This is a genomic window from uncultured Photobacterium sp. (assembly GCF_947502415.1).
Classification (GTDB): Bacteria; Pseudomonadota; Gammaproteobacteria; order Enterobacterales; family Vibrionaceae; genus Photobacterium.
On record NZ_CANMZV010000005.1, the window covers coordinates 77,812 to 103,700 of the forward strand.

The window sequence follows — 25,889 nt, forward strand, 5'->3', positions numbered from 1 at the left end:
ATTGCACCCTACGTATAATTTGTCCGCAATATTTTATCCTTCTTTAAACCTCTACTTGGTGTGAGATATTGCAATGTTACGAATCAAACAAGAAGCTTTGACTTTCGATGATGTCCTGCTGGTTCCAGCCCACTCAACTGTACTGCCTAACACTGCCGATCTGCGCACCCGCCTGACGAAAGATATTTCGCTGAATATCCCAATGGTTTCAGCGTCAATGGATACCGTCACAGAAGGTCGCCTGGCTATCGCCCTTGCTCAAGAAGGCGGTATCGGCTTTATTCACAAGAATATGTCGATTGAGAAGCAGGCCAATGAAGTTCGTATGGTGAAAAAGTTCGAAGCCGGCGTGGTTTCTGAACCTGTTACGGTTAAACCGTACAACACCATCGAAGATGTGAAACGTCTGACTGCTGAAAATGGTTTCGCTGGCTACCCGGTTGTTTCTGATAACAACGAGCTAGTGGGTATCATTACTGGTCGTGACGTCCGCTTTGTTACTGACCTTTCTTTGAAAGTAGAAGAAGTGATGACACCTAAAGACAAGCTGGCTTCAGCGAAAGAGGGTGCCTCACGCGAAGAAGTGGAAGCGATCATGCAACAGCACCGTGTTGAAAAAGTGCTGCTTGTGAATGGTGACTTCCAGCTACGTGGCATGATTACAGCCAAAGATTTCCAGAAAGCAGAGCGTAAGCCAAATGCATGTAAAGATGAATTTGGTCGCTTGCGTGTTGGTGCTGCGGTTGGTGCCGGTGCCGGTAATGAAGAGCGTGTGAAGGCGCTGGTTGAAGCTGGTGTTGACGTTCTGCTTATCGACTCTTCTCACGGCCACTCTGAAGGTGTGCTACAGCGCATCCGTGAAACCCGTGAGGCACACCCTGAACTGCCAATCGTTGGTGGTAACGTGGCCACAGCTGAAGGTGCTCGTGCCCTGATTGAAGCCGGTGTAAGCGCTGTTAAAGTGGGTATCGGCCCAGGTTCTATCTGTACAACCCGTATCGTAACTGGTGTTGGTGTTCCTCAGATCACCGCTATCGCAGAAGCTGCTGCGGTTGCTAACGAATACGACATTCCTGTTATTGCTGATGGTGGTATCCGTTTCTCTGGCGATATGTGTAAAGCAATTGCGGCTGGTGCTTCGTGTGTAATGGTTGGCTCTATGTTTGCCGGTACCGAAGAAGCACCGGGTGAAGTTGAGCTTTACCAGGGTCGTGCTTATAAATCTTACCGTGGTATGGGCTCACTGGGCGCGATGTCAAAAGGCTCTTCTGACCGTTACTTCCAGTCTGATAACGCTGCTGACAAGCTGGTACCTGAAGGTATCGAAGGCCGTGTTGCTTATAAAGGCCACATGAAAGAAATTGTTCACCAGCAAATGGGCGGCTTGCGTTCAAGCATGGGGCTGACTGGCTCGGCGACGATTGAAGAGCTGCGTACTAAAGCTGAATTTGTTCGTATCTCTGGTGCTGGTATGCAAGAGTCACACGTTCACGATGTAACTATCACAAAAGAAGCGCCAAACTACCGTCTGGGCTAAATTTCAGCAGCCGGATAAGCGAACGGCGAAAACGTTTGCCTAAAGAAAAAAACTGTATAAGATCGGGGGCGATTTTAGCCCCCTCACTTCAATAATTTTGAGACAGCTCGATAATGACCACGACCACAAATATTCATGACCAACGTATCCTGATCCTGGACTTTGGATCTCAGTACACGCAGCTAATCGCACGCCGTATTCGTGAAATTGGTGTTTACTGTGAGCTATGGAGCTGGGATGTTGATGAAGCCGACATCCGCGATTTTAATCCAAACGGTATCATTCTTTCTGGTGGTCCGGAGAGCGTAACGGAAGAGGGTTCACCTCGAGCTCCACAGTATGTGTTTGAAGCCGGTGTTCCTGTATTTGGTGTGTGTTATGGCATGCAGACGATGGCTGAGCAGCTGGGCGGTAAGGTAGCCGGTTCGACTGAACGTGAATTTGGCTATGCTCAGGTGAAAGTGGTTGAGCCAACTGATTTCTTTAAGAACATTGAAGATGCTGTGTCTGAAGATGGCACGGCATTGCTGGATGTATGGATGAGCCACGGTGATAAAGTGGTTGAGATCCCGTCTGATTTCGTCAAAGTTGCAGAAACGGAGACTTGCCCGTATGCAGCAATGGCTAACGAAGAGAAGCACTTCTATGGTGTTCAGTTCCACCCGGAAGTGACGCACACTCGCCAGGGTATGCGTATTATCGAGAACTTCGTTATGAATATTTGTGGCTGTGAGAAGCTATGGACATCTGCCAACATCATTGAAGACGCTGTTGAGCGCATCAAAGAGCAGGTGGGTGATGACGAAGTAATTCTTGGCCTGTCTGGTGGTGTGGATTCATCCGTTGTGGCGATGCTGATCCACCGTGCGATTGGTGACAAGCTGACTTGTGTGTTTGTTGATAACGGTCTGCTTCGTCTGAACGAAGGTGAGCAGGTAATGGAAATGTTCGGCGACCACTTTGGCCTGAACATTGTTCACGTGAAAGCAGAGCAGCGCTTCCTGAGTGCGTTGGAAGGTGAGTCTGAGCCGGAAGCGAAGCGTAAGATTATTGGCCACGTATTCGTTGACGTTTTCGATGAAGAATCGAAGAAGCTAGATAATGCGAAGTGGCTGGCACAGGGTACGATTTACCCGGATGTGATTGAATCTGCTGCTTCAAAAACAGGTAAAGCACACGTTATCAAGTCACACCACAACGTAGGTGGTCTGCCGGATGATATGGAAATGGGCCTTGTTGAACCGCTGAAAGAGCTGTTCAAAGATGAGGTTCGTAAGATTGGCCTCGAGCTTGGCCTGCCTTATAACATGCTTTACCGTCACCCGTTCCCGGGTCCAGGTTTAGGTGTACGTGTTCTGGGCGAAGTGAAGAAAGAGTACTGTGATCTGCTGCGTCGTGCTGATGCTATTTTCATTGAAGAGCTGCACAACGCTGATCTGTACCATAAAGTGTCTCAGGCATTTACCGTGTTCTTGCCAGTACGCTCTGTAGGCGTAATGGGCGACGGTCGTAAATACGACTGGGTGGTTTCTCTGCGTGCCGTTGAAACTATCGACTTTATGACTGCGCACTGGGCGCACCTGCCATACGACTTCCTGGGTAAGGTTTCTAACCGTATCATTAACGAAGTTGACGGTATTTCCCGCGTGGTTTATGACGTATCTGGTAAGCCGCCGGCAACTATCGAGTGGGAATAATATCCCGTTAGATATCTGGCTTGGGCCATGATTATGAAAAAGGCACCTTCGGGTGCCTTTTTTGTTATGGGTGTTTTTCTCTGAATAAATACTGTGCTTTTATTCGCGTTGTTTATATCTGTGTTGCATATATGATCTGGTGTTGTTGGGTTCTTGTTTCTGGTTAATATCTTCTTACAATATATCCTGATGCTTTTTTGTTAATGAGTGGTTCGATATACGCTTTGTATTGAGTGATTTATTACAATCTTCTGTATATCCCTTTGCGGGAAGTATGGATTGACTGGCGATAGAATCATTAAACACACCGCCGCAAATAAACAACATCATTAACGAGCATGGAGTACCCATGAGCAATCAAGCAGTGAATAAAGCACCTGTTGCTTCGTCGGGAGCAATGGATAAGTTTTTAAACTTCATCGAACGGGCTGGTAATAAGATCCCAGATCCGGCCCTTCTTTTTTTCTGGGGGCTTGTCATCGTTTGGACCCTGTCTGCACTACTTTCTCAGTTCGAGTTCGGATTGATCCACCCTGTTACAGGGCAGGCCATCGAAATTAATAACCTTCTGACCGGCCAGTCTCTGGCTGGATTTTTATCCGGGATGGTGAAAACTTTCACTGGCTTTGCACCGCTGGGTATCGTATTGGTTGCGATGCTGGGTGTTGGTGTTGCTGAAGCATCAGGCTTTATCAATACTGGCCTGAAAAAGATGCTGAACTTCACACCAGCGAAGCTATTGACTCCGATGCTTATCCTGGTGGCGATTGTATCTCACACTGCAGCCGATGCCGGTTATGTACTGGTTATTCCGCTTGGCGGCATTATTTTCCATGCAGCTGGCCGTCACCCGCTTGCTGGTATTGCGGCAGCCTTTGCCGGTGTATCTGGTGGCTTCTCAGCTAACTTCATTCCATCCGGTATCGATCCGCTATTGGCTGGCTTCACCCAGTCTGCTGCGCAGATCCTGGACCCGGATTATGTGGTTAACCCGCTATCTAACCTGATGTTTACAGGGCTTTCTTCTATTATCGTTGTAGCTATTGGCTGGTATGTTACTGAGAAGATTATTGAACCTCGCTTGAGCAATACACCGATTGATGACGATGCTGAAGAAGCACCGGATCTGGGCTCGTTTAGTGAAATTGAGTCTAAGGCATTTAACCGTGCTGGCTGGGCGATGGTATTGGGTATTGCGGCTCTGGTTGCTGCGGTATATCCGGAAACGTCTCCGTTGCGCTCTCCTGAAGGGCAAATCACAGCCTTTTCTGCTCCGATAATGCAGTCGATTGTTCCGTTGATCTTCATCCTGTTCATTATTCCGGGTGTGGTTTATGGCCGTGTTGCGGGCACTTTCAAGTCAAGCGATGACATTATTAAGGCAATGTCAGCCACGATGGGCACCATGGGTGGCTATATTGTGATGGCATTCTTCTGTGCTCAGTTCCTTGCTGCATTCAGTCAGTCTAATCTTGGGACGCTGTTGGCGCTGTCTGGTGCGGATTTGCTGAAAGCGATGAACCTACCGGGTCAGATCACCATTGTTGGTATGATCTTGCTGACGGCGTTTGTGAATCTATTAGTGGGTTCGGCGTCTGCGAAATGGGCACTGATTGGTCCTATTCTGGTACCAATGCTGATGGCAGTCGGTATCTCTCCTGAGCTGACTCAGGCTGCTTACCGTGTGGGTGACTCTGTATCTAATATCATTTCGCCGCTGATGGTGTTCTTCCCGCTGGTTGTTGTTTATACCCAGCGTTATATGAAGAGTTCCGGTATCGGCACGCTGGCGTCACTAATGATGCCATACTCGATTGCGATGCTGATTGGCTGGACCCTGTTCCTGCTGGCTTACTGGGCGTTTGGAATTCCTCTGGGTATTCAGGCTCCGTATTCATACAGTATGTAATTTTGCCTGATAATTGTTTTCAGACTGAAGCCCCGCATTGCGGGGCTTTTTTATGAAGGCTGATTTTATTTTTTTGCTTATTTAACTGGTTTTACTTTAGGTAGCCAGCATGAAAACGCAGGTGATCTTCAATAAAGCTGGCGATGAAGTAATAACTATGGTCATAGCCTTCCTGCATCCGTAATTCTAGCGGGTAGTTACTTTGCTGTGCTGCGGCCCGGATTAGTTCTGGTTTGAGCTGCTCGGCAAGGAATTCATCTTCGGTTCCTTGGTCGACCAGAGCCGGAAGCTTTTCGGTCGCTTGCTTCATCAGTTCGCAGCTGTCGTATTGTTTCCAGCTTTCGGTATCAGTTCCCAGGTAGCCGGATAACGCTTTCTTACCCCACGGACAGTTCATCGGGTGGACTATCGGGCTGAAGGCCGATACCGAACTGAAGCGCTGTGGATTGCGAAGGGCAATCATTAGCGCACCATGCCCACCCATAGAGTGGCCGCTGATCGCACGCTGCTCGGTTACCGGAAAGTGGCTTTCGATCAGAGTCGGTAGTTCGTTGACCACGTAATCATACATTTGGTAATGACGGTTCCATGGCTCGTTGGTAGCGTTGACGTAGAAACCGGCTCCCAGCCCGAAGTCATAGCTGCCTTCCGGGTCGTCGGCAACACCTTCACCGCGCGGGCTGGTATCCGGTGCGACAATGGCAATACCTAGCTCAGCGGCAATACGTTGTGCGCCGGCTTTTTGCATAAAGTTTTCGTCGGTGCAGGTCAGGCCTGACAGCCAGTAAAGTACAGGAACCTTAGTGCCGCTGGCAATTTGTGGCGGTAGGTAAACGGCAAAGCGCATCTCGCAATTGAGTACGGCCGAACGGTGGCGATATTGTTTGTGCCAGCCGCCAAAGCTTTTGTTGGTGCTGATGTTCTCTAAAGTCATTGCTTGGATCGTCTCAATGGTCAGAAAGCGCTGCCGGAGCAGCGCTTATTTGGGAGGCTTAGGTTATTTGTTGTAGTGGATCACACTACGGATACTCTTGCCTTCGTGCATCAGGTCAAAGGCTTCGTTGATGCTATCTAGGCCCATTGTATGGGTAATGAAATCATCCAGTTTGAATTCGCCTGCCATGTAACGCTCGACAATTTCAGGCAGCTCAGAGCGGCCTTTCACGCCACCGAATGCAGAGCCGCGCCATACTCGACCTGTTACCAACTGGAACGGACGGGTTGATATTTCCTGTCCGGCTCCGGCAACACCGATAATGACAGATTCCCCCCAGCCTTTGTGGCAGCATTCCAGGGCTGAGCGCATGACATTGACGTTACCAATACATTCGAAAGAAAAGTCGACACCGCCATCCGTCATATCGACAATCACTTCCTGGATTGGTTTTTCGTAGTCATTCGGGTTGATACACTCGGTTGCACCTAGCTCTTTAGCTAGCTGGAATTTACTCTCGTTGATATCAACACCGATGATACGGCTGGCGCCAGCCATTGTTGCACCGATGATTGCAGACAGGCCGATACCACCTAAGCCAAAGATCGCAACGGTATCACCTTTTTGTACCTTGGCGGTTTTCAGAACGGCGCCCATACCAGTGGTTACACCGCAGCCAAGCAGGCAGACCTCTTCCAGAGGTGCATCCTTGTTAACTTTCGCCAGTGAAATTTCTGGTAATACTGTGTATTCAGAGAAAGTTGAGCAACCCATGTAGTGATAGATTGGCTGCCCATCTTTGTAGAAGCGGGTCGTCCCGTCCGGCATCAGGCCTTTGCCCTGAGTTTCCCTGATTTTCTGGCACAGGTTAGTTTTGCCTGATTTGCAGAATTTACACTCGCCGCACTCCGGGGTGTATAGCGGGATGACGTGGTCGCCAACCTGAACGCTGGTAACGCCTTCGCCGACCTGCTCGACAATACCACCGCCTTCATGACCTAGGATTGCAGGGAAAATCCCTTCTGGATCGTCACCGGACAGAGTGAATGCGTCTGTGTGACAAACACCCGTAGCAACGATACGCACCAGTACTTCACCGGCTTTCGGTAGCATGACATCCACTTCTTCAACTGACAGTGGCTGATTTGGTCCCCAGGCAATAGCTGCTTTGGATTTGATAAATTGTTCAGACATTCTGTTCTCGCTTATTCTGTGATTTTGTCTCGACTAAGTACGGTTTATTTCGGTGTTGCCCGCTGCGCCGGATAATTTGCGCATCGGTATGACTACACTGTAGAAGATAAATCGTTAAATCGATGACGGTATGTGTTTGTTACATAATTCGTTGTGATGGCGAGTATTATATTTATTTCTGTTGGGTTGATAATTGCCTTGGTGCGCAAATCACTTTTACCTGCTGGTAATAATCGTACCACTAGAATAGAGATGGCCGGTTGGCTGGCTCCGCAATAGTTTGGCCAGGGAAGTGGTTGGTACTGGCCTTGGTTGGCATTATAATGCGCTTCCCGTGATTGAAAGTAAGATTTGAGAAAGCCTGTGACTGATCTGAGCCAAGATGAACTATTTATGCGCCGAGCTATTGAGTTGGCAGCCAAAGCCGAAGAAGAGGGTGAGGTGCCGGTCGGTGCAGTTGTGGTTTATGAGGGGCAAGTGATTGGCGAAGGTTGGAACCGTTCTATAGGCCAGCATGATGCGACGGCACATGCCGAGATTATGGCGCTGCGCCAGGCTGGTACAGTGATTCAGAACTACCGTCTGCTGGATGCGACAATGTATGTCACTCTTGAACCTTGTCCTATGTGTGCTGGTGCTATGGTGCATAGCCGGATCGGTAAGGTCGTATTTGGTGCCCATGATTTGAAAACGGGAGCGGCCGGGAGCATCATGAACTTGCTGAGTTACGAGCAGGTGAATCACCATGTGGCTTATGAATCCGGGATGCTGGCGGAGGAATGCCGAGCCCAGTTGCAAGCCTTTTTCAAGCGTCGTCGCGCCGAGAAAAAGGCGGCGAAAAAAGCCCGTCAGGCCGCACAGGCTGAATGAAAGAATCGCTATATTGAGTGACCAAAAACCCGACCAGATGAGTCGGGTTTTTTATTGGACAAGCGAAGCCGTTAATTGGCGATACTGGCGGCTACTATGTAGCTGCGTTGGCGCCACAGGATTTTCTTTCGGATATTGTTATGCAAGCGCTTACGTCGTGTTGCGATTGATGTCATGCGCTTTTTCAAGTTTTTCATCGCTTTTTTCTGTTTTGAAAATCGAATAGGTTTTTCCCGTAAAGCAATGGCATCGGAGTGCCGGTAAACTGTAATAACTTGTCTTGGACCAGCCAAGGTAATGGAACCGATTGTTACCTAATTTTCACTGGTTGAGAATGAACCTGATCCCAGAATTGCAGCTTTCATTGCAAAAAGGTTAGTAACTCTTGTGAGTATATATCCAATAAAAAAGCAGCCCTAGGCGAGTAGGGCTGCTTGATACTGAAGAGCAGGGGGCTTACTTGGTTGCAAGTTTGGCTGGTTTGCTCATATCGTATTTTTGGCGTTGGCTTGAGCTTGATTGTCGCCTTCAGATTGTACTGGCGGCGTGATCGTCAGCAGGTTGTCAATCACCGTGATATTTTCATCATCAGCTTGCTGAGGTTGGGTATTGTGGGCTTGTTCATAACCGATGATGCTTTGATAGTAGCGACGAATGTTTTCGACATAATTTAGCGCTTCATCACCTCGAGCATAGCCATAACGGGTTTGTTTGTAATATTTGCGTTGGCGAAGCAGCGGAAGGCGTTGTTTGACGTCGCTCCATGCATCCGGGTTGCCCCCTTGTTTTTTGGTCAGGCGACGGGCGTCCATCATATGACCGAAGCCGACGTTATAGGAAGCCAGTGCAAACCAGACTTTTTCATGTTCTTCGATACTGTCGGGGATCCTGGCGATCATCTTGCGTAAGTACTGGGTTCCGCCCCGGATACTTTCTTCCGGATCAAGACGGTTCTTGACCCCGACAGATTTGGCCGTCGGTAGGGTAAGCATCATCATGCCGCGAACCCCGGTTGGTGAAACAGCGCGGGGGTTCCAGTGGGACTCCTGGTAGGACAGGGCGGCAAGCAGACGCCAGTCAAACTCTTTTGAATACTTCTTGAAGAGGGGTTCCCAGCGAGGCAGCTTTTTCTCAATCGCACGTAGGAAGGCGCGGGTATCGACGTAGTCGAAGCTATCGACATGGCCAAAATACTTCTCTTCCAGCTTGCCCAGCTCGCCGCTCTGCTTCATTTCACCGAAAAATTCGATCAGCAGGGCATAGAGGCTATCATTGGTGGTTTGGTTCAGGAACCAGGCGATCGGCTCGTCTTCTGTCAGCTCCAGGGCAATGGCAATATCGGGATGGATCCGTTGGCTCAGGGCAACATCGACAGAGTCGGCGATGGTATAGTCCAGATCGCCTTTGGCCACCATTCGTAGTAGCTCGTCGCTGTCGGTTTCTTCAATCGCCTGCCATTTCAGATGCGGATAAAGGATTTGCAGTGTGTCCAGGCTCTTTTCGTGGCTGGAGCCTTTGACGACAGTTAGAGAGCCTTTGTTCTTGGCAAGGTCCTCAGTATTGCGGGGACGCCATTGGCCTTTTTTGTAGACGACGATCTGGCTGGCATAGTAGTAGGCCGGAGCAGCCCGGAATTCAGCCAGACGGTCATCGGTCATGGTTAGTCCGGCGGCAATGATATCGACATCTTTGCGCTTTAGGGTAGGGAAAAGCCCTGCCAGCGTAAACATTGGCTGCATTTCCAGTTTGACACCCAGTTTGGCGGCAAAGCGCTGGGCAAGTTCATAGTCGAGGCCAGTTGGACCATCGCTGCCGATATAATATGACAACTGATTATTCAGCGTGCCGACTCGCAGGACGCCACTTTCACGGATCTTTTCCAGATCGCTGCGGGTGTCCTGTTGCCAGTTGCAACCACTAAGCAGTAACAGGCTTAGTAATATTGCTATGGTATACCGGAGGTTAGAAGTTAATCGAAGATTGCTCAACAAGGTATGCTCATCATTATAATTTGGTGTTCTTTATACCAAAGCTCGACATCTCAGCAAAGTCGTACAGCCCTTCCAAGTGATGGATCTCCCGGCTGAATACACAATATGAACAATAAGATGAACGCTGAGCGTGAGAAACTCGGCATCTAAATACTAGTTCAAAATTACAATCGGTGAGGTGGATTCCCTTTTTTCTTACTGTTTTGAACAGGAATGAAAAAAAATACGCAAACGGTTGCGTCAGGTGTTACGTCACAAAAAAATTTCCCTTATACTACGCCCCATAATAAGTGATTCGCCTCTGATTGTTGTCGTTATGACATGCCGAAACGAGGTGGCATTGACGTAATTCATCCACTTTATGCTGGGGATTAGGTCAATATCACCTTCAATCAACTGCCAATCGAGAGACGTACGCACATGGAAATTTTGCGTGGTTCACCCGCACTGTCTGAGTTTCGTGTTAATAAGCTACTGGAGCGTTGCCGCGAATTAGAGCTGCCTGTGTCAGGCATTTACGCTGAGTTCATGCACTTTGCTGAGCTATCAGCGCCGCTGAATGCTGATGAGCAAAGCAAGCTTACCAGCCTGCTAACCTACGGTCCGACGATTGCAGAGCATGAGCCAACCGGTTTGCTGCTGCTGGTTACCCCTCGTCCGGGTACTATCTCCCCATGGTCATCCAAATCAACCGATATAGCCCACAATTGTTCTCTGAGCCAAATTAAACGCCTTGAGCGAGGTACGGCATATTACATAGAAATCACCGCTGAGCTGAGTGAATCCCAGTTTGAATCCCTGAAGGGATTGCTTCATGACCGCATGATGGAAGTGGTGTTCACCGACATGGAAGCACCAGCTGCGCTGTTCAGCCATGCAGAGCCTGCGCCGGTGAAAAGTGTTGATATCCTTGCCGGTGGCCGTAAAGCGCTTGAGGTCGCAAACGTTACCCTTGGTCTGGCTCTGGCAGAGGATGAGATTGATTATCTGGTTGAAAACTTCACTAAGCTGGGTCGTAATCCGAATGATATTGAGCTGATGATGTTTGCCCAGGCAAACTCAGAGCACTGTCGTCACAAGATTTTTAATGCTGACTGGACTATCGATGGTGTTGATCAGGAAAAATCCTTGTTCAAGATGATCAAGAACACCTTTGAGCAGAATCATGATTATGTACTATCGGCTTACAAAGATAACGCGGCCGTGATGGAAGGCTCAAATGTTGGTCGCTTCTTTCCTAATCCAGACTCCCGCCAGTATAACTACCACCAGGAAGATGCCCATATACTGATGAAGGTGGAAACTCATAACCACCCGACAGCAATTTCACCATGGCCGGGTGCATCGACTGGTTCCGGTGGTGAAATCCGCGATGAAGGCGCAACGGGGATCGGTGGTAAACCTAAAGCCGGTTTGGTTGGTTTTACCGTTTCTAACCTGCGAATCCCGGACTTCGAACAGCCATGGGAAACCGACTTCGGTAAGCCGGGACGTATTGTCAACGCGCTGGAGATTATGCTGGAAGGCCCGCTGGGTGGCGCTGCATTTAACAACGAGTTTGGTCGCCCGAACCTGTTGGGTTACTTCCGTACTTATGAAGAAAAAGTCAGTTCCCATAACGGCGAAGAAGTCCGTGGTTACCACAAGCCGATCATGATTGCCGGTGGTATGGGTAACATTCGTGCCGAGCATGTTCAGAAGAAAGAAATTCCGGTTGGCGCGAAGCTGATTGTGCTGGGAGGCCCGGCAATGAATATTGGCCTTGGCGGTGGCGCCGCTTCATCTATGGCATCCGGTCAGTCAGCCGAGGATCTTGATTTTGCATCGGTTCAGCGAGAAAACCCGGAAATGGAACGTCGCTGCCAGGAAGTGATAGATCGCTGCTGGCAGATGGGTGAGGCAAACCCTATCGCCTTTATCCATGATGTCGGGGCGGGTGGTATCTCTAACGCGTTGCCTGAGCTGGTGGATGACGGTGAACGTGGCGGTAGGTTCCAGCTGCGTGATGTTCCGAATGATGAACCGGGAATGAGCCCGCTGGAAATCTGGTGTAATGAGTCGCAGGAGCGTTATGTGATGGCCGTTGCATCAGAGAACATGGATATTTTTGATGCTATTTGCCAACGTGAGCGTGCACCGTATGCGGTGGTAGGTGAAGCGATCGAAGAGCGTCATCTGACGCTGGAAGACAGCCATTTCGACAACTCACCAATTGATATGCCGATGGATATCCTGCTTGGTAAGCCGCCTAAGATGCATCGTGATGTGAAATCACAGAAGGCAGAGGGTAAGGCGATTGAGCGTGCTGATATTGAATTGGAAGAAGCCACTCACCGTGTGCTTCGCCTTCCGGCTGTCGCTGAGAAGACTTTCCTTATCACTATTGGTGACCGTACAGTAACCGGCCTGGTTGCCCGTGATCAGATGGTTGGCCCATGGCAGGTGCCCGTGGCGAACTGTGCCGTAACAGCGGCCAGTTACGATACCTACCATGGTGAAGCGATGTCGATGGGGGAGCGAACTCCGGTTGCATTGCTCGACTTTGCTGCTTCTGCCCGTTTGGCGGTAGGTGAAGCTATTACTAACATAGCCAGTGCTGATATTGGCGATTTGAAGCGTATTAACCTCTCTGCTAACTGGATGTCGCCGGCTGGCCATCCGGGCGAAGATGCCGGTTTGTATGAAGCGGTAAAAGCGGTAGGCGAAGAGCTGTGTCCGGCGCTTGGCTTGACTATCCCTGTCGGTAAAGACTCAATGTCGATGAAAACCAAGTGGGAAGAGAACGGTGAAGAGAAAGAAGTGATATCACCGCTGTCATTGGTCATTACCGCGTTTGGCCGTGTTGAAGATATCCGCAAGACGGTGACACCTCAGCTGCGAACCGACAAGGGGGCTTCGAGCCTGCTGTTGATTGATTTGGGCTGTGGCCAGAACCGTCTTGGTGCGACAGCACTGGCTCAGGTTTACAAGCAACTGGGTGACAAGCCGGCTGATGTGGATAATCCTGAATTGGTGAAAGGTTTCTTTAATGCTATTCAGGCGCTGATCCGCGATGAAAAATTGCAGGCTTACCATGACCGTGGTGATGGAGGGCTGTATGTCACTCTGGCGGAAATGGCTTTTGCCGGGCATACCGGGGTTGAGGTGGATCTCAATACTACCGAGGCTGATGAATGTGATGATGTGCTGGCTGCTCTGTTTAACGAAGAGCTGGGGGCGGTGATTCAGGTACGTACTGACGAGCTGGATGGGGTGCAATCGGTTCTGGCCGCTCATAACCTGGAAGCGTGCAGCCATGTCATTGGTACAGTGGTTGATGAAGATGTCGTGCGGTTCTGGAACGGGAATGATCGCGTGCTGGAGCAGAGCCGTACCGAGCTGCGTTCTACCTGGGCGGAAACCACATACCAGATGCAGGCGATGCGTGATAACCCAGCAGGGGCCCTTCAGGAATTTGAAGCTAAGAAAGATAGCCAGGATCCAGGCCTGAATGTAAAGCTGAGTTTTGATGTTAACGAAGATGTAGCTGCACCATTTATTGCTACCGGCGTAAAACCCCAGATGGCTATCCTGCGTGAACAGGGTGTTAACTCGCATGTCGAGATGGCGGCTGCATTTGACCGTGCCGGTTTTGATGCCAAGGATGTTCACATGAGCGATATCCTGTCGGGTAAGGTGGCGCTGGATGGATTTAACGGCCTGGTTGCCTGTGGTGGTTTCTCGTATGGTGACGTTTTGGGGGCTGGTGAAGGCTGGGCTAAGTCGGTTCTGTTCAACAATATGGCACGGGATCAGTTTGAGGCCTTCTTCAATCGTAATGATACTTTTGCCTTAGGGGTTTGTAATGGTTGCCAGATGATGTCCAACTTGCGTGATCTGATTCCGGGTGCTGATTTGTGGCCGCGCTTTGTCCGTAACGAGTCAGAGCGTTTTGAAGCACGCTTTAGCTTAGTCGAAGTGCAGCAGAGTGATTCGCTGTTCCTTAATGGTATGGATGGATCGCGTATGCCAATTGCAGTGTCCCATGGTGAAGGACGTGTGGAAGTGCGTAGTAGTGAACATCTGGCTGCAATTGAGCAGTCCGGTACGGTCGCACTGCGCTACCTGGATAACTACGGCAACGTAACGCAGAATTACCCTGCTAACCCGAATGGCTCACCAAATGGTATTACCGGCCTGACCACAAAAGATGGCCGAGTAACGATCATGATGCCTCATCCTGAGCGAGTTTTCCGAACTGTGGCGAATTCCTGGCATCCGGATGATTGGAATGAGAACAGCCCGTGGATACGAATGTTCCGAAATGCACGTGTAAATATAGGATAACCATTTTGGGTTGCTTTTGACCCAAAAAGAACAATAAGAAAAGGCGTTGAGCTCATTTTTTGCTCAGCGCCTTTTTATGTATGCTCAACCGCTTTTTTATTCACCAATTCAATAAGCACATCCGACCTCTCTGGGGGGCAGGCTCTGTATAATCCCGCCTCTTTCACGGGAAGTATATTTGTATGACTATTCAATTTTAGTCATATTAACTGATTGAATCTTAGAGTCCTTAATTTAGTCAGTCTTTATTTTTGCTTCTGTAAGTCCATTACACAGTTTCACAACCAAATTCTGATCTTTGTAGCCGAGCACCCTTCTGGCTTTAATTGGGTATGTTATGAATTTGGCTGTGGCACTGTTATTGATTAATTGGTGTCTAGTGTTTGGTAATTCATCTCAATCTATAAACCGACCTCACCGCCTTTCGTTGAAAGGCAGTTTAGTGATTCTGGCTTTGAGTGCGTCTGTTACAGGCTGTTTGGACGGCTCATCATCTAAGACTAAGACGACAGATATGACGTCTTATAGTGCCGGAGACCGGCCGCATGTGATCTTTTCGCCGCACAGTCAGCAAATGGATTTGGTGAATGACTTACGCTTTGGTGCTCGCTTTGCCGCGGGTGTGGACTACTATACTGCTGATGATGGTGTGGTAAGCATCAATGGCCGTCGCGGTCTGACGCTGGCGGATAGCGATGGCTTCTCGACCAGTGCGCAGTTTGATGTGACATTCAGTCAGCCGCTGGATCCTGACAGCGTGTCATTTACGGGGCCGACTCAGAATGTATTTCTGTTACCGCTGAAATCTAACAGCGATGAGTATGTCTCTTTGGCGAGCTATCCGGGTAACGGCAGTGCACTGATTGATCAGTTGAAATTAGATCAACAGCAGTTCCGTGCTAATGTTGTGACGTTGGACGGAAAAAACAGTGTACTTCGTATCAGCCCGCTGGCACCGCTTGCATCGAAAACCAAGTATCTGGTGATCCTGACCAATACCCTGCGCGATACCAACGGCCAGCCAGTTGTTGCTGCCGATGATTATTCCCACTTCAGCAATTCGGCGCAGCCAGAAGCTGATTCGCCATTGGCGGAGGTGGTCTCCCGCTGGCACAGCATGGCAAGTGATGCCCTTGTTGCGATTGCCGGTGGTTTTGCCGAGAACGGTAAATCGAGTTACCTGTCTGCTGACCGCCAGAAAGCAGGCGAGCAGGTTGCTCATGCCTTTACTTTTACTACTACAACTGGCACTGAGATGCTGGAAGTGCTGGCAAGTCCAGAGATGGCGAAAGCGCGTCCGGTCGGTATTATTCGCCGTGATTTGACCGTTGGTAAGTTGCTGGATCCTTTCCTGAAAAAGCTAGGTGTGATATTCACCTCGTTGGATAGCGAGGCTCTGGCTGCTCAGTTTAGCACAACAGTCGAAAATATCGAGCAGCTTAAGCAGACTGATTTGTCCAGCCTGACCGGATCTAATGTTGATCTGCTGTTAGGGTCAATGGGACTTGATTACCCAAGTATAAAGTTCGTACAGGGTCACATTACGTTGCCATATTATCTGGCCAAACCTGATCTTGACGAAGAATCCGGCCATATCAAGCCAGCTTCTCTATCTCAGTTTGCTAAGGATGAATGGATAACTGATGCTTCAGGCGATGATTCACCAGCCGCTGTGATGTCGCCTAAAAAGACGGCTGATTATAAGGTGCCGTTTTTGGTGACATTGCCCGAGGCTCAGCATAAGCCTGCGCAGGGCTGGCCGGTAGTGATTTTCCAGCACGGCATTTTGGGGGACCGCAGTAATAGCTTCCCGGCGGGTATGGCACTGGCGTCAATGTGTGATAAAGAGCGCCCGGAAAATGACTGCTTTGCGACGATTGCAATGGATCTGCCGCTACATGGTATTTCGCCACAGTTGCTGGTGGGTAATGCTGCGGTACCTTCGCCATTTATCGGCTTTGGTATGGATTCATTACGTTCCGAAACAGCTAAAAAGTTAGATGAGCTGGAAAGTAAGGTAACTCTGTCTGACTCTGAACAAGAAGAAAAGGCCAAACTTAATCTACGCCAGCAAGAAATGCAGGGTATCGTCGAGCGCCACTTCAGCGCGACTCGTACCCCAACAGGCCAGATGGAGACGATGAGTTGGGATCCGACGTCGCTTAAGGGCAGCTCAGGTTCTACCTTTATGAATTTCAGTAATGTGCTGAGCCAGCGTGATCGTATGCGTCAGGCGATTTCTGACTTGCTGAACCTGAATGCCAGCCTGGCCAGTTTGAATGAACTTGATGTTGATGGTGACGGTAACATCGGTGATTTTGATATTAGCCGCGTTTACTTTGTCGGCCACTCACTAGGTGGTGTATTGGGTATGCCGTTTGTAGCGGTGAACAATGATCCAACGGTACAAAAAAATAACCCTGGTTTACCGAAAATTCAGGCGACAGCGCTACTGACAACCGGCGGCGGTGTGCCGAAACTGCTTGAGCATTCACCGGGTTTCAGGCCTGAAATCCTGGGTGCTCTGAAGCATCTTGGTTCTGAGCAGTCGCTTGAGTTGGGTACAAAAGCGTTTGAGCACTATTTCTATACTCTGCAGAGCATGATTGACGGTATAGATCCGCTGAACTATGCCGCTAAGCTAAAAGCGAGCGATACCGGTATTTATATGGCCGAAGTGGTTGGTGGTGCGCCGGTTCTTGACGGTTATGGTTACCAGCAATATACGGCGGAAGGTGAACCAATGTTCACATTGCCGGATCAAACGATTCCTAATAGTGCTGATGGTAAGCCGGTTGAGCCGTATAAAGGTAGCATTGCAGCCCCACTGGCCGGTACTGAGCCGATGATTAAATTGATGGGGCTTCAGTCGCTTAAACCTAATGCTGCGGCAGTTAATCAGAGTTTTTCTGTTACTTCTGAACATGGTGAACCGTTGAAGGTGGTTGCACGCTTTAACCGCGGTACGCATGTCACGCCGGTGATGGCTCTGGAAAACATCCAGCGATTAATGGTTGATAATAAAGATTTGTCTAAAGTATCAATGTCATTTAGTGGATTGATCTCCAATCAACCAATTGTTCATTTAATTGCGGACTCGATCAAACGCTCTGGGGGCTTGTTCCTGGAAATGACTGGCCATGTCAGTGACTTCTTTACCCACAACGGTACTAAAGTTGCGGTGAACGATGCAGATTTCCTGAGCCGGATTGATCCGCATGCAGGAGATATCCCACTACCGCCGATTAAGTTAGCGAATAAGCAGCCGAAACATTGTGAGATTGGCAAGGAATGTATCATTGATAACGATGAGCCTGCGTTTGAAAAGATCGGTAGTAGTTGGACTGTCTATCGTGATCGTGCTGGTGATACTCAGGGAGAGACCTATGCCTATGCGTCTAATTACGCTGACCATGCCGCATGGTGGTTCCGTGTAGCGAGGCCGGGTACATACCGTGTGTCAATGCGTACACCATCTGATTTTTCTACTGGGCTGGTAACCCATGGTGCGACGACTGGTGCGTTGTATAACGTGTTCTCTTCGTCTGGTGAATCGGGTAATAAACTCTTTAATCTTGTGGGGGGCACGAATCTTGCGGCACCGTTTGATTATACGCTGGCACCAAACGGAAAATATGTCGAGTTGGGTGAGTTTGTTTTTGCAGATGTAAATCGTGACTATAAAGTAACGTTGCATAACCGCAGTACCGAATATAAGTACACAGGACCGTTGATTGCCGATGCTATCAAGATCGAATATGTATCGCCTAATACTAACATGTCGGCTGCCGCTGAATTGCAGCAATTGATTGGGCAGACAGAAAGTTTCCTTGCTTCAGTTCAAATTGGTGGCCAGCAAGGGCAGCATTCGCAAGCTGCGATAAATAACCTGCAGCATGAGCTGGATGCGCTAAAACAGGCAGCGGTTGATAATACGATGTCGGCGCCTCAGATGCAGACCTTGAAACGTGAGTTTGAAGCGTCTCTGACTGCTTTCAAATGTATGACTCCGGATTGTGTCAGTACTGAATCTCAAGGCAAGGTTATGGATAACACGGCTTCGAACTTCAGTGTTACGGTGGCAGGTACATTGAAAACGGCTAATAACGGTCAATATGGTGATGACTATTATTACTCGACAGATGAGGATGCCGTTGCAGAATGGACGTTCAGTGTTGCTAAAAGTGGCCGTTATCAGATAGCGTTTAATAGCCCGGGCAACTTTGACGGTAAGCATGGTTATGGTTCAGATAAAACCTTGTATCAGGTTCTGAAAGGTGAGCAAACGTTGGTTGAGAAAACGGTTGATACTTACGGTAAAACACATGAATTTGAATCTATGACTGACATCGTTTACTTATTTGAAGGTGTGCAATACAAGGTGCGGGTGAGTGGTGCATATCATCACTCAGGTTGGTTTAGTAGCTATGACTGTGGCTTGGTTGCCGATGCGATCAAAGTGACTTACCAGCCATAATAATGGCCTGAATAAGCAATTTTGACGACTCAAAAAAACCGCCCCTCGGGGCGGTTTTTTTGTTGCAGGGAAAATGTTGATTACAAATCAAACACAATTATTGGCAAAATTCGTAACAGCTAACTATTTTCACTTAATCTTCTCGCCTTTGTGGGGTAGGGGCTATGATTTTTTTTGATCTGGATAATACCTTGCTTGACCATGATGGTGCCGAGCAAGATGCCATTCGAAGCTTTGTTTTTCGTTATCCGGATAGCATTATTTCCAGTCCAGATCGTCCTGAACAGATCTGGCGTGATATTACTAATAGATACCGCGCACGCTGGCGTGCAGGGGAGCTGAATTTTGAGGAGCAGCGCCGGGCCCGGATCAGCGAGTTGTTTGAACGACCTCTAACCGTATCTGAAGCGGACCAGTTATTTGCTGAGTATTATGCTATTTATCGAACGCATTGGCGTTTGTTTCCGGATGTTATACCGGCACTGAAGCAGCTCAAGGCTGTATCACCGCTAGCTGTGATCAGTAATGGGTTTAGCTCTAAGCAGACAGCGAAACTGCGGGAAACAGGAATACTGGATTACTTTGGTTTTGTGATGACCTCAGAGCAGGCAGGGGCGGCTAAACCGGACCCGCGAATATTCCAGGCTGCGATTTATTCGGCCAAAGAGAGGGCTGAAGAGTGCTGGTATATCGGTAATCACCCAGAAAATGATGTGCTGGCTGCTCAGCAATTTGGGATGAAAGCGGTATGGCTGAACCGTCGTGATAGTGTTGCTAAAGTCGGGACTCGGGTCGTACGCTCATTGACGGGCTTTGTCGATTTGGTGAAAACTTCGATGGGAATATTGAGTTGAACTTGTTAGACAAGGAATGCTTATTAAGAGATTGGTCAAAGACTGTGATGTGAGAGAGGTATTTGTCAATTATTTCAGTTGAGTCATTTGCTAATCACGCATAAAATTCACGGCTTGTTTTTTGAGCAGATGGCTTGTCAGTTAATCGCTATCATGGAAGAGAGATGGGTATGGAATATCCCAATAGCAATGGAATGGTAAATGCGGCCAAAGCATTGGCAGCATTGGTGATTATTTGCTTGCTCCGCTATTTTGATACATTTGCGATCCTCTTTGGTTTCAACCAAGTTGGGATTGTACCCAGTATCATCGCTATGTTGGTTTTACTGTCAGGCCTGTTAGCTATTTCTGGTTTGATGCGTGGCCGAAAATGGGGCTTTATTCCACTCTATTTCTTTATTCCCGCCGTCACAATGTTTTTTAAATTCAGTCTCATTCCGTATTTGCCCTCGCTGGTTGATCCTGAATATCGTCGGATAACGATTGTTGCACTTAATAGCGGTGTCTTGGTCTATGCTGTGTTATTGCTGCTTCGAATGATGGATTCCAATGTGATTATATATACCGAAAAACCTCAGGCAAAAAGTTGGTGACATCATTTATTCAATAAAAATCAACGATGACAATGGATTGAGCTTACAGCCTCAGATCTGTGATAATACAGCCAATATTAATCAGGTAGTTGGTGACGCCTGGCGCACCACTGGATCTCTGCTCAGTAAAGGACGATGAAAGATGAAAAAAATTGAAGCTGTTATTAAGCCTTTTAAGCTTGATGATGTTCGGGAAGCTCTGGCAGAAGTCGGTATTACAGGCATGACTGTTTCAGAAGTAAAAGGTTTCGGCCGTCAGAAAGGTCACACCGAGTTATATCGCGGTGCAGAATACATGGTGGACTTCTTGCCGAAAGTGAAACTTGAAATTGTGGTTGCAGATGAAGTGGCTGAACAATGTATCGATACCATTATCGAAACGGCACAAACGGGTAAGATCGGTGACGGTAAGATCTTCATGTTTGATGTTGAGCGTGTAGTTCGCATCCGGACGGGCGAGGAAGACGAAGACGCCATCTAAAATTGCGTTATTGCTTCGTTATTTCGCTCAATAACTGCATCAGGGGGCATATTTATGCGTATAAACTCCGCGCCCCTTCGTTGCTGCTGCTCAGTTTGGTATTACAGAACTAGAAATAAAAAAGGCTTGCCATTTGGCAAGCCTTTTTTATGTTGTTTAGGTTTAGCTCGTGATTGCTTGGCCGCTGTAGCGGCCCGGCTTGTGGTTCATGGCCAGTACCAGGTTTAGCATGATAGCGCCGATAATCGACAGGCCGAGGGTCTCAGGGCTGACCAGGAAGAAAGAAGCGATCAGAATGCTGATATCGATGCCCATTTGGAGTTTACCTGCTGACAGGCCAAATTTATCCTGAAGGAACAGTACCAGTACATTAAAGCCGCCGAGGCTGGTCTGATGGCGAAACAGGATAAGCATTCCCAGCCCCATCAACAGGCCACCAATTACTGCACAATAGAGCGGTTCGAGTCGGCTGATTTCGAGTACTCGATAAAGGTTATCAGTAATTATTGAGACCATACCGCCGGAGATAATGCTGGTGACGGCAAAGCGTTTTCCCATCCTAAACCATGCCATCAGGTAGAAAGGCGTATTGAGTAGAAAGTATAGCTGGCCGAAAGTCAGGTCGACAAACTGGCTAAGTAGCAAGGCTAAGCCGGTTGTTCCGCCAGTGAGCAAATCGGCTTGTTGCAGAAAGAAAACGCCTTGGGAGACGATGAATGTGCCGGTCAAAATCGCAATAATATTTTCTTTTAGAGAATGGTGATAACCGCTCAAATGAACTCTCCTTATATTTGGAGGTGCAATAATAATTGTGAACGGTTTGAAAAATGAAGGCATTGAGAGAAAGAGTCCGAACGGATGTGTAAGCTATTATTTACGTAGATGTAAATAATTAATTTGTGTGCTTACTTGTATTCTCGGTGCAAGAGTATCTATTCCTATTGGTGACGGTTTCATCAACATGAAAACAAATCATGCGGCTGTTGAGAATTAACATATAGAAATAACAATAAAAAGATAACTTGGGACTATCTGATTTAGATCAAATTCTGTAATATACAGCGTTAGATATCGGTGGAACGAAAACGTTTGCGTCCAGGCGGCGCCTAGCTTTGTGGTTTTGCCTTTTTTACTGAAAAATAGTGTTTACCACCAGTTCACTCCCGGAACCGAGTTTATCGGGTGATTATGTGAATTGTATGAGAACAATCTGAGTCAGGAGATACAGATGCTAAAACGCGACATGAATATTGCCGATTATGACGCAGAGCTTTTTGCAGCCATTCAGGAAGAAACTGCGCGTCAGGAAGAGCACATCGAGTTAATTGCTTCTGAAAACTACACCAGCCCGCGTGTAATGGAAGCACAAGGTTCTCAGCTAACAAATAAATATGCCGAAGGGTATCCTGGCAAGCGCTACTATGGTGGTTGTGAGTATGTTGACAAGGCAGAGCAGTTAGCAATTGACCGTGCTTGCCAGTTGTTTGGTGCTGAATACGCGAACGTTCAGCCTCACTCTGGTTCACAGGCAAACAATGCTGTGTACATGGCATTGCTAAACGCCGGTGATACGGTTTTGGGTATGAGCCTGGCACACGGTGGTCACTTGACTCACGGTTCACCAGTTAACTTTTCCGGTAAGCTGTATAACGTGATCCCTTATGGTATTGATGAACACGGCCAGATTGACTACGCAGAAGTAGAAGCTCTTGCACTTGAGCACAAGCCAAAAATGATTATCGGTGGTTTTTCTGCTTATTCTCAAATTGTTGACTGGGAACGCATGCGTGAAATCGCAGACAAAGTTGGCGCGTACTTCTTTGTGGATATGGCGCACGTAGCGGGCCTGATTGCCGCTGGTGTTTACCCAAATCCTGTACCTCATGCCCATGTGGTAACCACGACAACTCATAAGACCTTGGCTGGCCCTCGTGGCGGTTTGATCTTGTCCAGTGCCGGCGAAGAGTTCTATAAGAAGTTGAATTCAGCTGTATTCCCTGGCGGTCAAGGTGGCCCGCTGATGCATGTAATCGCAGCAAAAGCGGTAGCATTCAAAGAAGCGATGGAGCCTGAATTCAAAGAGTATCAGGCTCACGTGGTTGAAAATGCTAAAGCTATGGTCAGTGAGTTTATCGGGCGTGGCTATAAGATTGTCTCTGGCGGTACTGAGAACCACCTATTCCTGATTGATCTGATCGACAAGGGGATTACAGGCAAAGAAGCTGATGCCGCGTTGGGGGCAGCAAATATCACTGTAAATAAGAACAGCGTACCAAACGATCCTCGTAGCCCGTTTGTTACATCTGGCATTCGCATTGGTACGCCGGCTATTACCCGTCGTGGCTTTACTATCGAAGATACCAAGCAGTTAGCTGGCTGGATGTGTGATGTTCTGGATAACATCGATAATCCTGAAGTGATTGAAGCTACAAAGGCGAAAGTACTGGAAATCTGTAAGCGTCTGCCTGTGTATGCCTAACTTTCTTGGTGCTGTTCCAAGTTGTTGCTTAGTGCTTGATTAATGGTACTGGCATATTGATTAAAAGGGCTTGCTGCTATGCAGGCCCTTTTTGATCGTGCTATTTCCTTTCGTTTTTTCTTTTTGCAGCATAAAGAGCCAGAAAAAACGCGCTAAAACTCTCAATATATGACTGAAATGGGTTACACTGGATCGACGAAAATTAGGAGGCATGATGCATTGTCCTTTTTGTGGTGCAAATGACACCAAAGTAATCGATTCCCGTCTGGTTGCAGACGGCCATCAAGTCCGTCGTCGTCGCCAGTGTTTGGCTTGTAATGAACGTTATACAACGTTTGAAACTGCAGAACTTGTGATGCCAAGGATGATTAAAACCAACGGCAACCGTGAACCGTTCAATGAAGATAAATTGCGTGGCGGTATTCAGCGCGCATTGGAAAAACGTCCGGTCAGTACCGACGATATTGAGCGTGCGATAAATACAATCAAGTCTCGTCTTCGTGCTACGGGTGAACGTGAAATTCCGTCGGAAATGGTCGGTAACCTGGTCATGGAAGCACTGAAAGAGCTGGATAAAGTTGCTTATATCCGCTTCGCATCGGTTTATCGCAGTTTTGAAGATATTCGTGAATTTGGTGAAGAAATCGCCAAGTTGGAAAAGTAAGTGAGTTAGCGCCGCTGTTGTGCAGATTAACTCCGTGAAGTGAATACAAAGCCAGATGTTCTCACCCATTGATCATGCCATGATGCTACGTGCCATTGAACTGGCAAAGCGTGGCCGATTTACAACAGCCCCGAATCCAAATGTTGGCTGTGTCATTGCCCATGGTGATGACATTGTGGGCGAAGGTTTCCATTATCAGGCCGGGCAGCCGCATGCTGAAGTGTTTGCCTTGCGCGCCGCAGGTGATAAAGCCTGTGGGGCAACCGCTTATGTGACTTTAGAACCCTGTTCCCATTACGGGCGAACCCCGCCTTGTGCTGAAGCATTAATAAAAGCGAAAGTTGCGCGCGTTGTCTGTGCCATGGTCGATCCGAATCCGCGCGTAGCTGGACGGGGTATCGAAATGCTCCAGGTGGCAGGTATTGAGGTGCAAACCGGTTTGCTTGAGGCTGAGGCTCAGAAGTTAAATATCGGTTTTATCAAGCGCATGAAAACCGGTATGCCATTTGTTCAGCTCAAGCTCGCAGCCAGTCTTGATGGCCGGACGGCACTGGCTAACGGTGAGAGTAAATGGATCACTGGCCCTGCCGCTCGTGCTGATGTGCAGCGTTTTCGTGCTGAGGCCGGCGCTATTCTTTCCACCAGTGCAACAGTGCTGGCTGATGACCCTTCACTGAACATTCGTTGGAATGAGCTGGGTGAAGCCGTCCAGGGAATCTATCCAGAGCAGTCACTTCGCCATCCCCTCCGGGTTATTATTGACAGCCAAAATCGCGTAACACCAGTACATAAGCTGATTAACTTACCAGGCAAAACTATTCTGGCTCGTATTGAGCGTGGCAATGAGGATTGGCCGGAAGCGGTTGAGCAGTTGTTGCTGCCATGTGCAGACGAGAACGGTAAGCAAGTTGAACTGCAGGCTATGCTTCAGGAGTTGGCACGGCAAGATATTAACCATATCTGGGTCGAGGCCGGCGCTGGTTTAGGCGGAGCATTATTATCGGCTGGACTTGTTGATGAGCTGATCCTCTATCAGGCACCTAAACTGATGGGGAGCGATAGTCGCGGATTAGTCGATTTGCAGGGACTGACGGCGATGACGCAAGTTCCCGAGTTGGATATCACTGATGTCCGTATGGTTGGTCCGGATATCCGGATCACCGCCCGAATCAAACAAGTTTAATGATCAAGGAATTTAAATTCATGTTTACAGGCATTATCGAAGCGGTTGGCACGATTTCGGCACTGACACCGAAAGGTGCTGACATTTCCGTGACTGTTGATTCAGGCAAGCTCGATTTGTCCGATGTAAAATTGGGTGACAGTATCGCGACTAACGGCGTATGCCTGACTGTGGTTGCGTTGACCGGGAAAGGTTACGTTGCTGATTTGTCACTTGAAACACTTAAGCGTACGGCTTTTGTTGATTATAAAGCGGGTCAGAAAGTAAATCTGGAAAAAGCCATGTTGCCGACGACTCGTTTTGGTGGTCACATGGTTTCCGGTCATGTTGATGATGTCGCAGAAATTATCGAGCGTACCCATACCGGTCGTGCCATTGAGTTCTGGGTTAAGGCTCCGGCTCACCTGGCGAAGTATATTTCCGAGAAAGGCTCGGTTTCTATTGATGGTATTAGTCTGACGGTTAACGCTATTCGCGGTGACGAGTTTAAACTGACCATCGTACCGCATACCGCAGCAGAAACGACCATGGAGTCGTTTAAGGTTGGTCGTAAGGTCAATTTGGAAGTCGATGTTATTGCCCGTTACCTGGAGCGCTTGATGCTGGGTGAGAAGGCGGCAGAGAAAAAATCAGAAGTAACGATGGACCTGTTGGCTAAAACCGGTTTCTTAGGTTAAGACTCAGGATATAAGGTTATAGA

18 protein-coding genes are annotated in these 25,889 nt (G+C 48.4%); 13 read left to right on the forward strand and 5 right to left on the reverse strand.

Going from position 1 to position 25,889, the window contains the following annotated elements; all coding sequences use genetic code 11:
• Positions 1–73: 73 nt before the first annotated feature.
• From guaB to Q0852_RS06960, 3 genes are all read left to right on the forward strand, one after another.
• A complete protein-coding gene (guaB, locus tag Q0852_RS06950; RefSeq protein WP_299015802.1) occupies positions 74–1,537 on the forward strand; it encodes an IMP dehydrogenase in 1,464 nt (487 codons plus the stop codon).
• Positions 1,538–1,650: 113 nt separating this feature from the next.
• Entirely contained in the window at positions 1,651–3,234 is a 1,584-nt protein-coding gene (gene guaA, locus Q0852_RS06955) for a glutamine-hydrolyzing GMP synthase (protein WP_299015805.1), read from the forward strand.
• A 349-nt stretch (positions 3,235–3,583) separates the two neighbouring features.
• Positions 3,584–5,143, forward strand: a complete 1,560-nt coding sequence (locus Q0852_RS06960; RefSeq protein ID WP_299015807.1) for an AbgT family transporter — start codon at positions 3,584–3,586, stop codon at positions 5,141–5,143.
• Between the two features lie 91 nt (positions 5,144–5,234).
• On the opposite strand, the gene fghA is transcribed toward Q0852_RS06960, so the two are convergent.
• Together fghA and Q0852_RS06970 are read right to left on the reverse strand one after the other, a co-directional pair.
• A complete protein-coding gene (gene fghA / locus Q0852_RS06965) occupies positions 5,235–6,077 on the reverse strand; it encodes an S-formylglutathione hydrolase (RefSeq protein ID WP_299015810.1) in 843 nt (280 codons plus the stop codon).
• Positions 6,078–6,140: 63 nt separating this feature from the next.
• Positions 6,141–7,271, reverse strand: coding sequence for an S-(hydroxymethyl)glutathione dehydrogenase/class III alcohol dehydrogenase (locus tag Q0852_RS06970; RefSeq protein WP_299015814.1), 1,131 nt, complete (start codon positions 7,269–7,271; stop codon positions 6,141–6,143).
• A 363-nt stretch (positions 7,272–7,634) separates the two neighbouring features.
• Between Q0852_RS06970 and tadA the strand changes: the two genes are divergently transcribed.
• Positions 7,635–8,141 carry a tRNA adenosine(34) deaminase TadA gene (tadA, locus tag Q0852_RS06975; protein WP_299015817.1) on the forward strand — a complete coding sequence of 169 codons (507 nt, stop codon included), beginning with the start codon at positions 7,635–7,637 and terminating at the stop codon, positions 8,139–8,141.
• Between the two features lie 71 nt (positions 8,142–8,212).
• On the opposite strand, the gene Q0852_RS06980 is transcribed toward tadA, so the two are convergent.
• Entirely contained in the window at positions 8,213–8,338 is a 126-nt protein-coding gene (locus tag Q0852_RS06980) for a hypothetical protein (protein ID WP_299015820.1), read from the reverse strand.
• A gap of 288 nt (positions 8,339–8,626) precedes the next feature.
• Positions 8,627–10,090: a membrane-bound lytic murein transglycosylase MltF gene (mltF, locus tag Q0852_RS06985; RefSeq protein WP_299016356.1), complete on the reverse strand. Its 1,464-nt coding sequence runs from the start codon at positions 10,088–10,090 to the stop codon at positions 8,627–8,629.
• Between the two features lie 462 nt (positions 10,091–10,552).
• On the opposite strand from mltF, the gene purL reads away from it, so the two are divergent.
• The 5 genes from purL (at position 10,553) to glnB (ending at position 20,863) form a co-directional block, all read left to right on the forward strand.
• Positions 10,553–14,458 carry a phosphoribosylformylglycinamidine synthase gene (purL, locus tag Q0852_RS06990; RefSeq protein WP_299015823.1) on the forward strand — a complete coding sequence of 1,302 codons (3,906 nt, stop codon included), beginning with the start codon at positions 10,553–10,555 and terminating at the stop codon, positions 14,456–14,458.
• A gap of 442 nt (positions 14,459–14,900) precedes the next feature.
• Positions 14,901–18,935 carry a hypothetical protein gene (locus Q0852_RS06995; RefSeq protein WP_299015826.1) on the forward strand — a complete coding sequence of 1,345 codons (4,035 nt, stop codon included), beginning with the start codon at positions 14,901–14,903 and terminating at the stop codon, positions 18,933–18,935.
• Between the two features lie 164 nt (positions 18,936–19,099).
• Positions 19,100–19,789: an HAD family hydrolase gene (locus Q0852_RS07000; RefSeq protein WP_299015829.1), complete on the forward strand. Its 690-nt coding sequence runs from the start codon at positions 19,100–19,102 to the stop codon at positions 19,787–19,789.
• A gap of 164 nt (positions 19,790–19,953) precedes the next feature.
• Complete coding sequence (locus tag Q0852_RS07005; protein WP_299015832.1) at positions 19,954–20,382, forward strand: hypothetical protein; 429 nt, start codon at positions 19,954–19,956, stop codon at positions 20,380–20,382.
• A 142-nt stretch (positions 20,383–20,524) separates the two neighbouring features.
• Entirely contained in the window at positions 20,525–20,863 is a 339-nt protein-coding gene (gene glnB, locus Q0852_RS07010; RefSeq protein WP_128785788.1) for a nitrogen regulatory protein P-II, read from the forward strand.
• Between the two features lie 162 nt (positions 20,864–21,025).
• On the opposite strand, the gene Q0852_RS07015 is transcribed toward glnB, so the two are convergent.
• Positions 21,026–21,637: a YitT family protein gene (locus Q0852_RS07015; RefSeq protein ID WP_299015843.1), complete on the reverse strand. Its 612-nt coding sequence runs from the start codon at positions 21,635–21,637 to the stop codon at positions 21,026–21,028.
• A 454-nt stretch (positions 21,638–22,091) separates the two neighbouring features.
• On the opposite strand from Q0852_RS07015, the gene glyA reads away from it, so the two are divergent.
• From glyA to Q0852_RS07035, 4 genes are all read left to right on the forward strand, one after another.
• Positions 22,092–23,342, forward strand: a complete 1,251-nt coding sequence (glyA, locus tag Q0852_RS07020; protein WP_299015845.1) for a serine hydroxymethyltransferase — start codon at positions 22,092–22,094, stop codon at positions 23,340–23,342.
• A gap of 214 nt (positions 23,343–23,556) precedes the next feature.
• The gene (gene nrdR, locus Q0852_RS07025; protein WP_299016359.1) at positions 23,557–24,006 is read left to right on the forward strand and encodes a transcriptional regulator NrdR; all 450 of its coding nucleotides are present in this window, start codon (positions 23,557–23,559) and stop codon (positions 24,004–24,006) included.
• Between the two features lie 55 nt (positions 24,007–24,061).
• On the forward strand, positions 24,062–25,189 hold the full coding sequence (gene ribD, locus Q0852_RS07030) for a bifunctional diaminohydroxyphosphoribosylaminopyrimidine deaminase/5-amino-6-(5-phosphoribosylamino)uracil reductase RibD (protein ID WP_299015848.1): 1,128 nt from the start codon (positions 24,062–24,064) through the stop codon (positions 25,187–25,189).
• Between the two features lie 20 nt (positions 25,190–25,209).
• Positions 25,210–25,866, forward strand: coding sequence for a riboflavin synthase (locus Q0852_RS07035; protein WP_299015851.1), 657 nt, complete (start codon positions 25,210–25,212; stop codon positions 25,864–25,866).
• Positions 25,867–25,889: the final 23 nt, after the last annotated feature.

Bases quoted from the DNA above. Each gene is read 5' to 3' on its own strand.
- guaB (WP_299015802.1), top strand. From the start codon at position 74: ATGTTACGAATCAAACAAGAAGCTTTGACTTTCGATGATGTCCTGCTG.
- guaA (WP_299015805.1), top strand. From the start codon at position 1,651: ATGACCACGACCACAAATATTCATGACCAACGTATCCTGATCCTGGAC.
- Q0852_RS06960 (WP_299015807.1), top strand. From the start codon at position 3,584: ATGAGCAATCAAGCAGTGAATAAAGCACCTGTTGCTTCGTCGGGAGCA.
- fghA (WP_299015810.1), bottom strand. From the start codon at position 6,077: ATGACTTTAGAGAACATCAGCACCAACAAAAGCTTTGGCGGCTGGCAC.
- Q0852_RS06970 (WP_299015814.1), bottom strand. From the start codon at position 7,271: ATGTCTGAACAATTTATCAAATCCAAAGCAGCTATTGCCTGGGGACCA.
- Q0852_RS06980 (WP_299015820.1), bottom strand. From the start codon at position 8,338: ATGAAAAACTTGAAAAAGCGCATGACATCAATCGCAACACGACGTAAG.
- purL (WP_299015823.1), top strand. From the start codon at position 10,553: ATGGAAATTTTGCGTGGTTCACCCGCACTGTCTGAGTTTCGTGTTAAT.
- Q0852_RS07000 (WP_299015829.1), top strand. From the start codon at position 19,100: ATGATTTTTTTTGATCTGGATAATACCTTGCTTGACCATGATGGTGCC.
- Q0852_RS07005 (WP_299015832.1), top strand. From the start codon at position 19,954: ATGGGTATGGAATATCCCAATAGCAATGGAATGGTAAATGCGGCCAAA.
- glnB (WP_128785788.1), top strand. From the start codon at position 20,525: ATGAAAAAAATTGAAGCTGTTATTAAGCCTTTTAAGCTTGATGATGTT.
- glyA (WP_299015845.1), top strand. From the start codon at position 22,092: ATGCTAAAACGCGACATGAATATTGCCGATTATGACGCAGAGCTTTTT.
- nrdR (WP_299016359.1), top strand. From the start codon at position 23,557: ATGCATTGTCCTTTTTGTGGTGCAAATGACACCAAAGTAATCGATTCC.
- ribD (WP_299015848.1), top strand. From the start codon at position 24,062: ATGTTCTCACCCATTGATCATGCCATGATGCTACGTGCCATTGAACTG.
- Q0852_RS07035 (WP_299015851.1), top strand. From the start codon at position 25,210: ATGTTTACAGGCATTATCGAAGCGGTTGGCACGATTTCGGCACTGACA.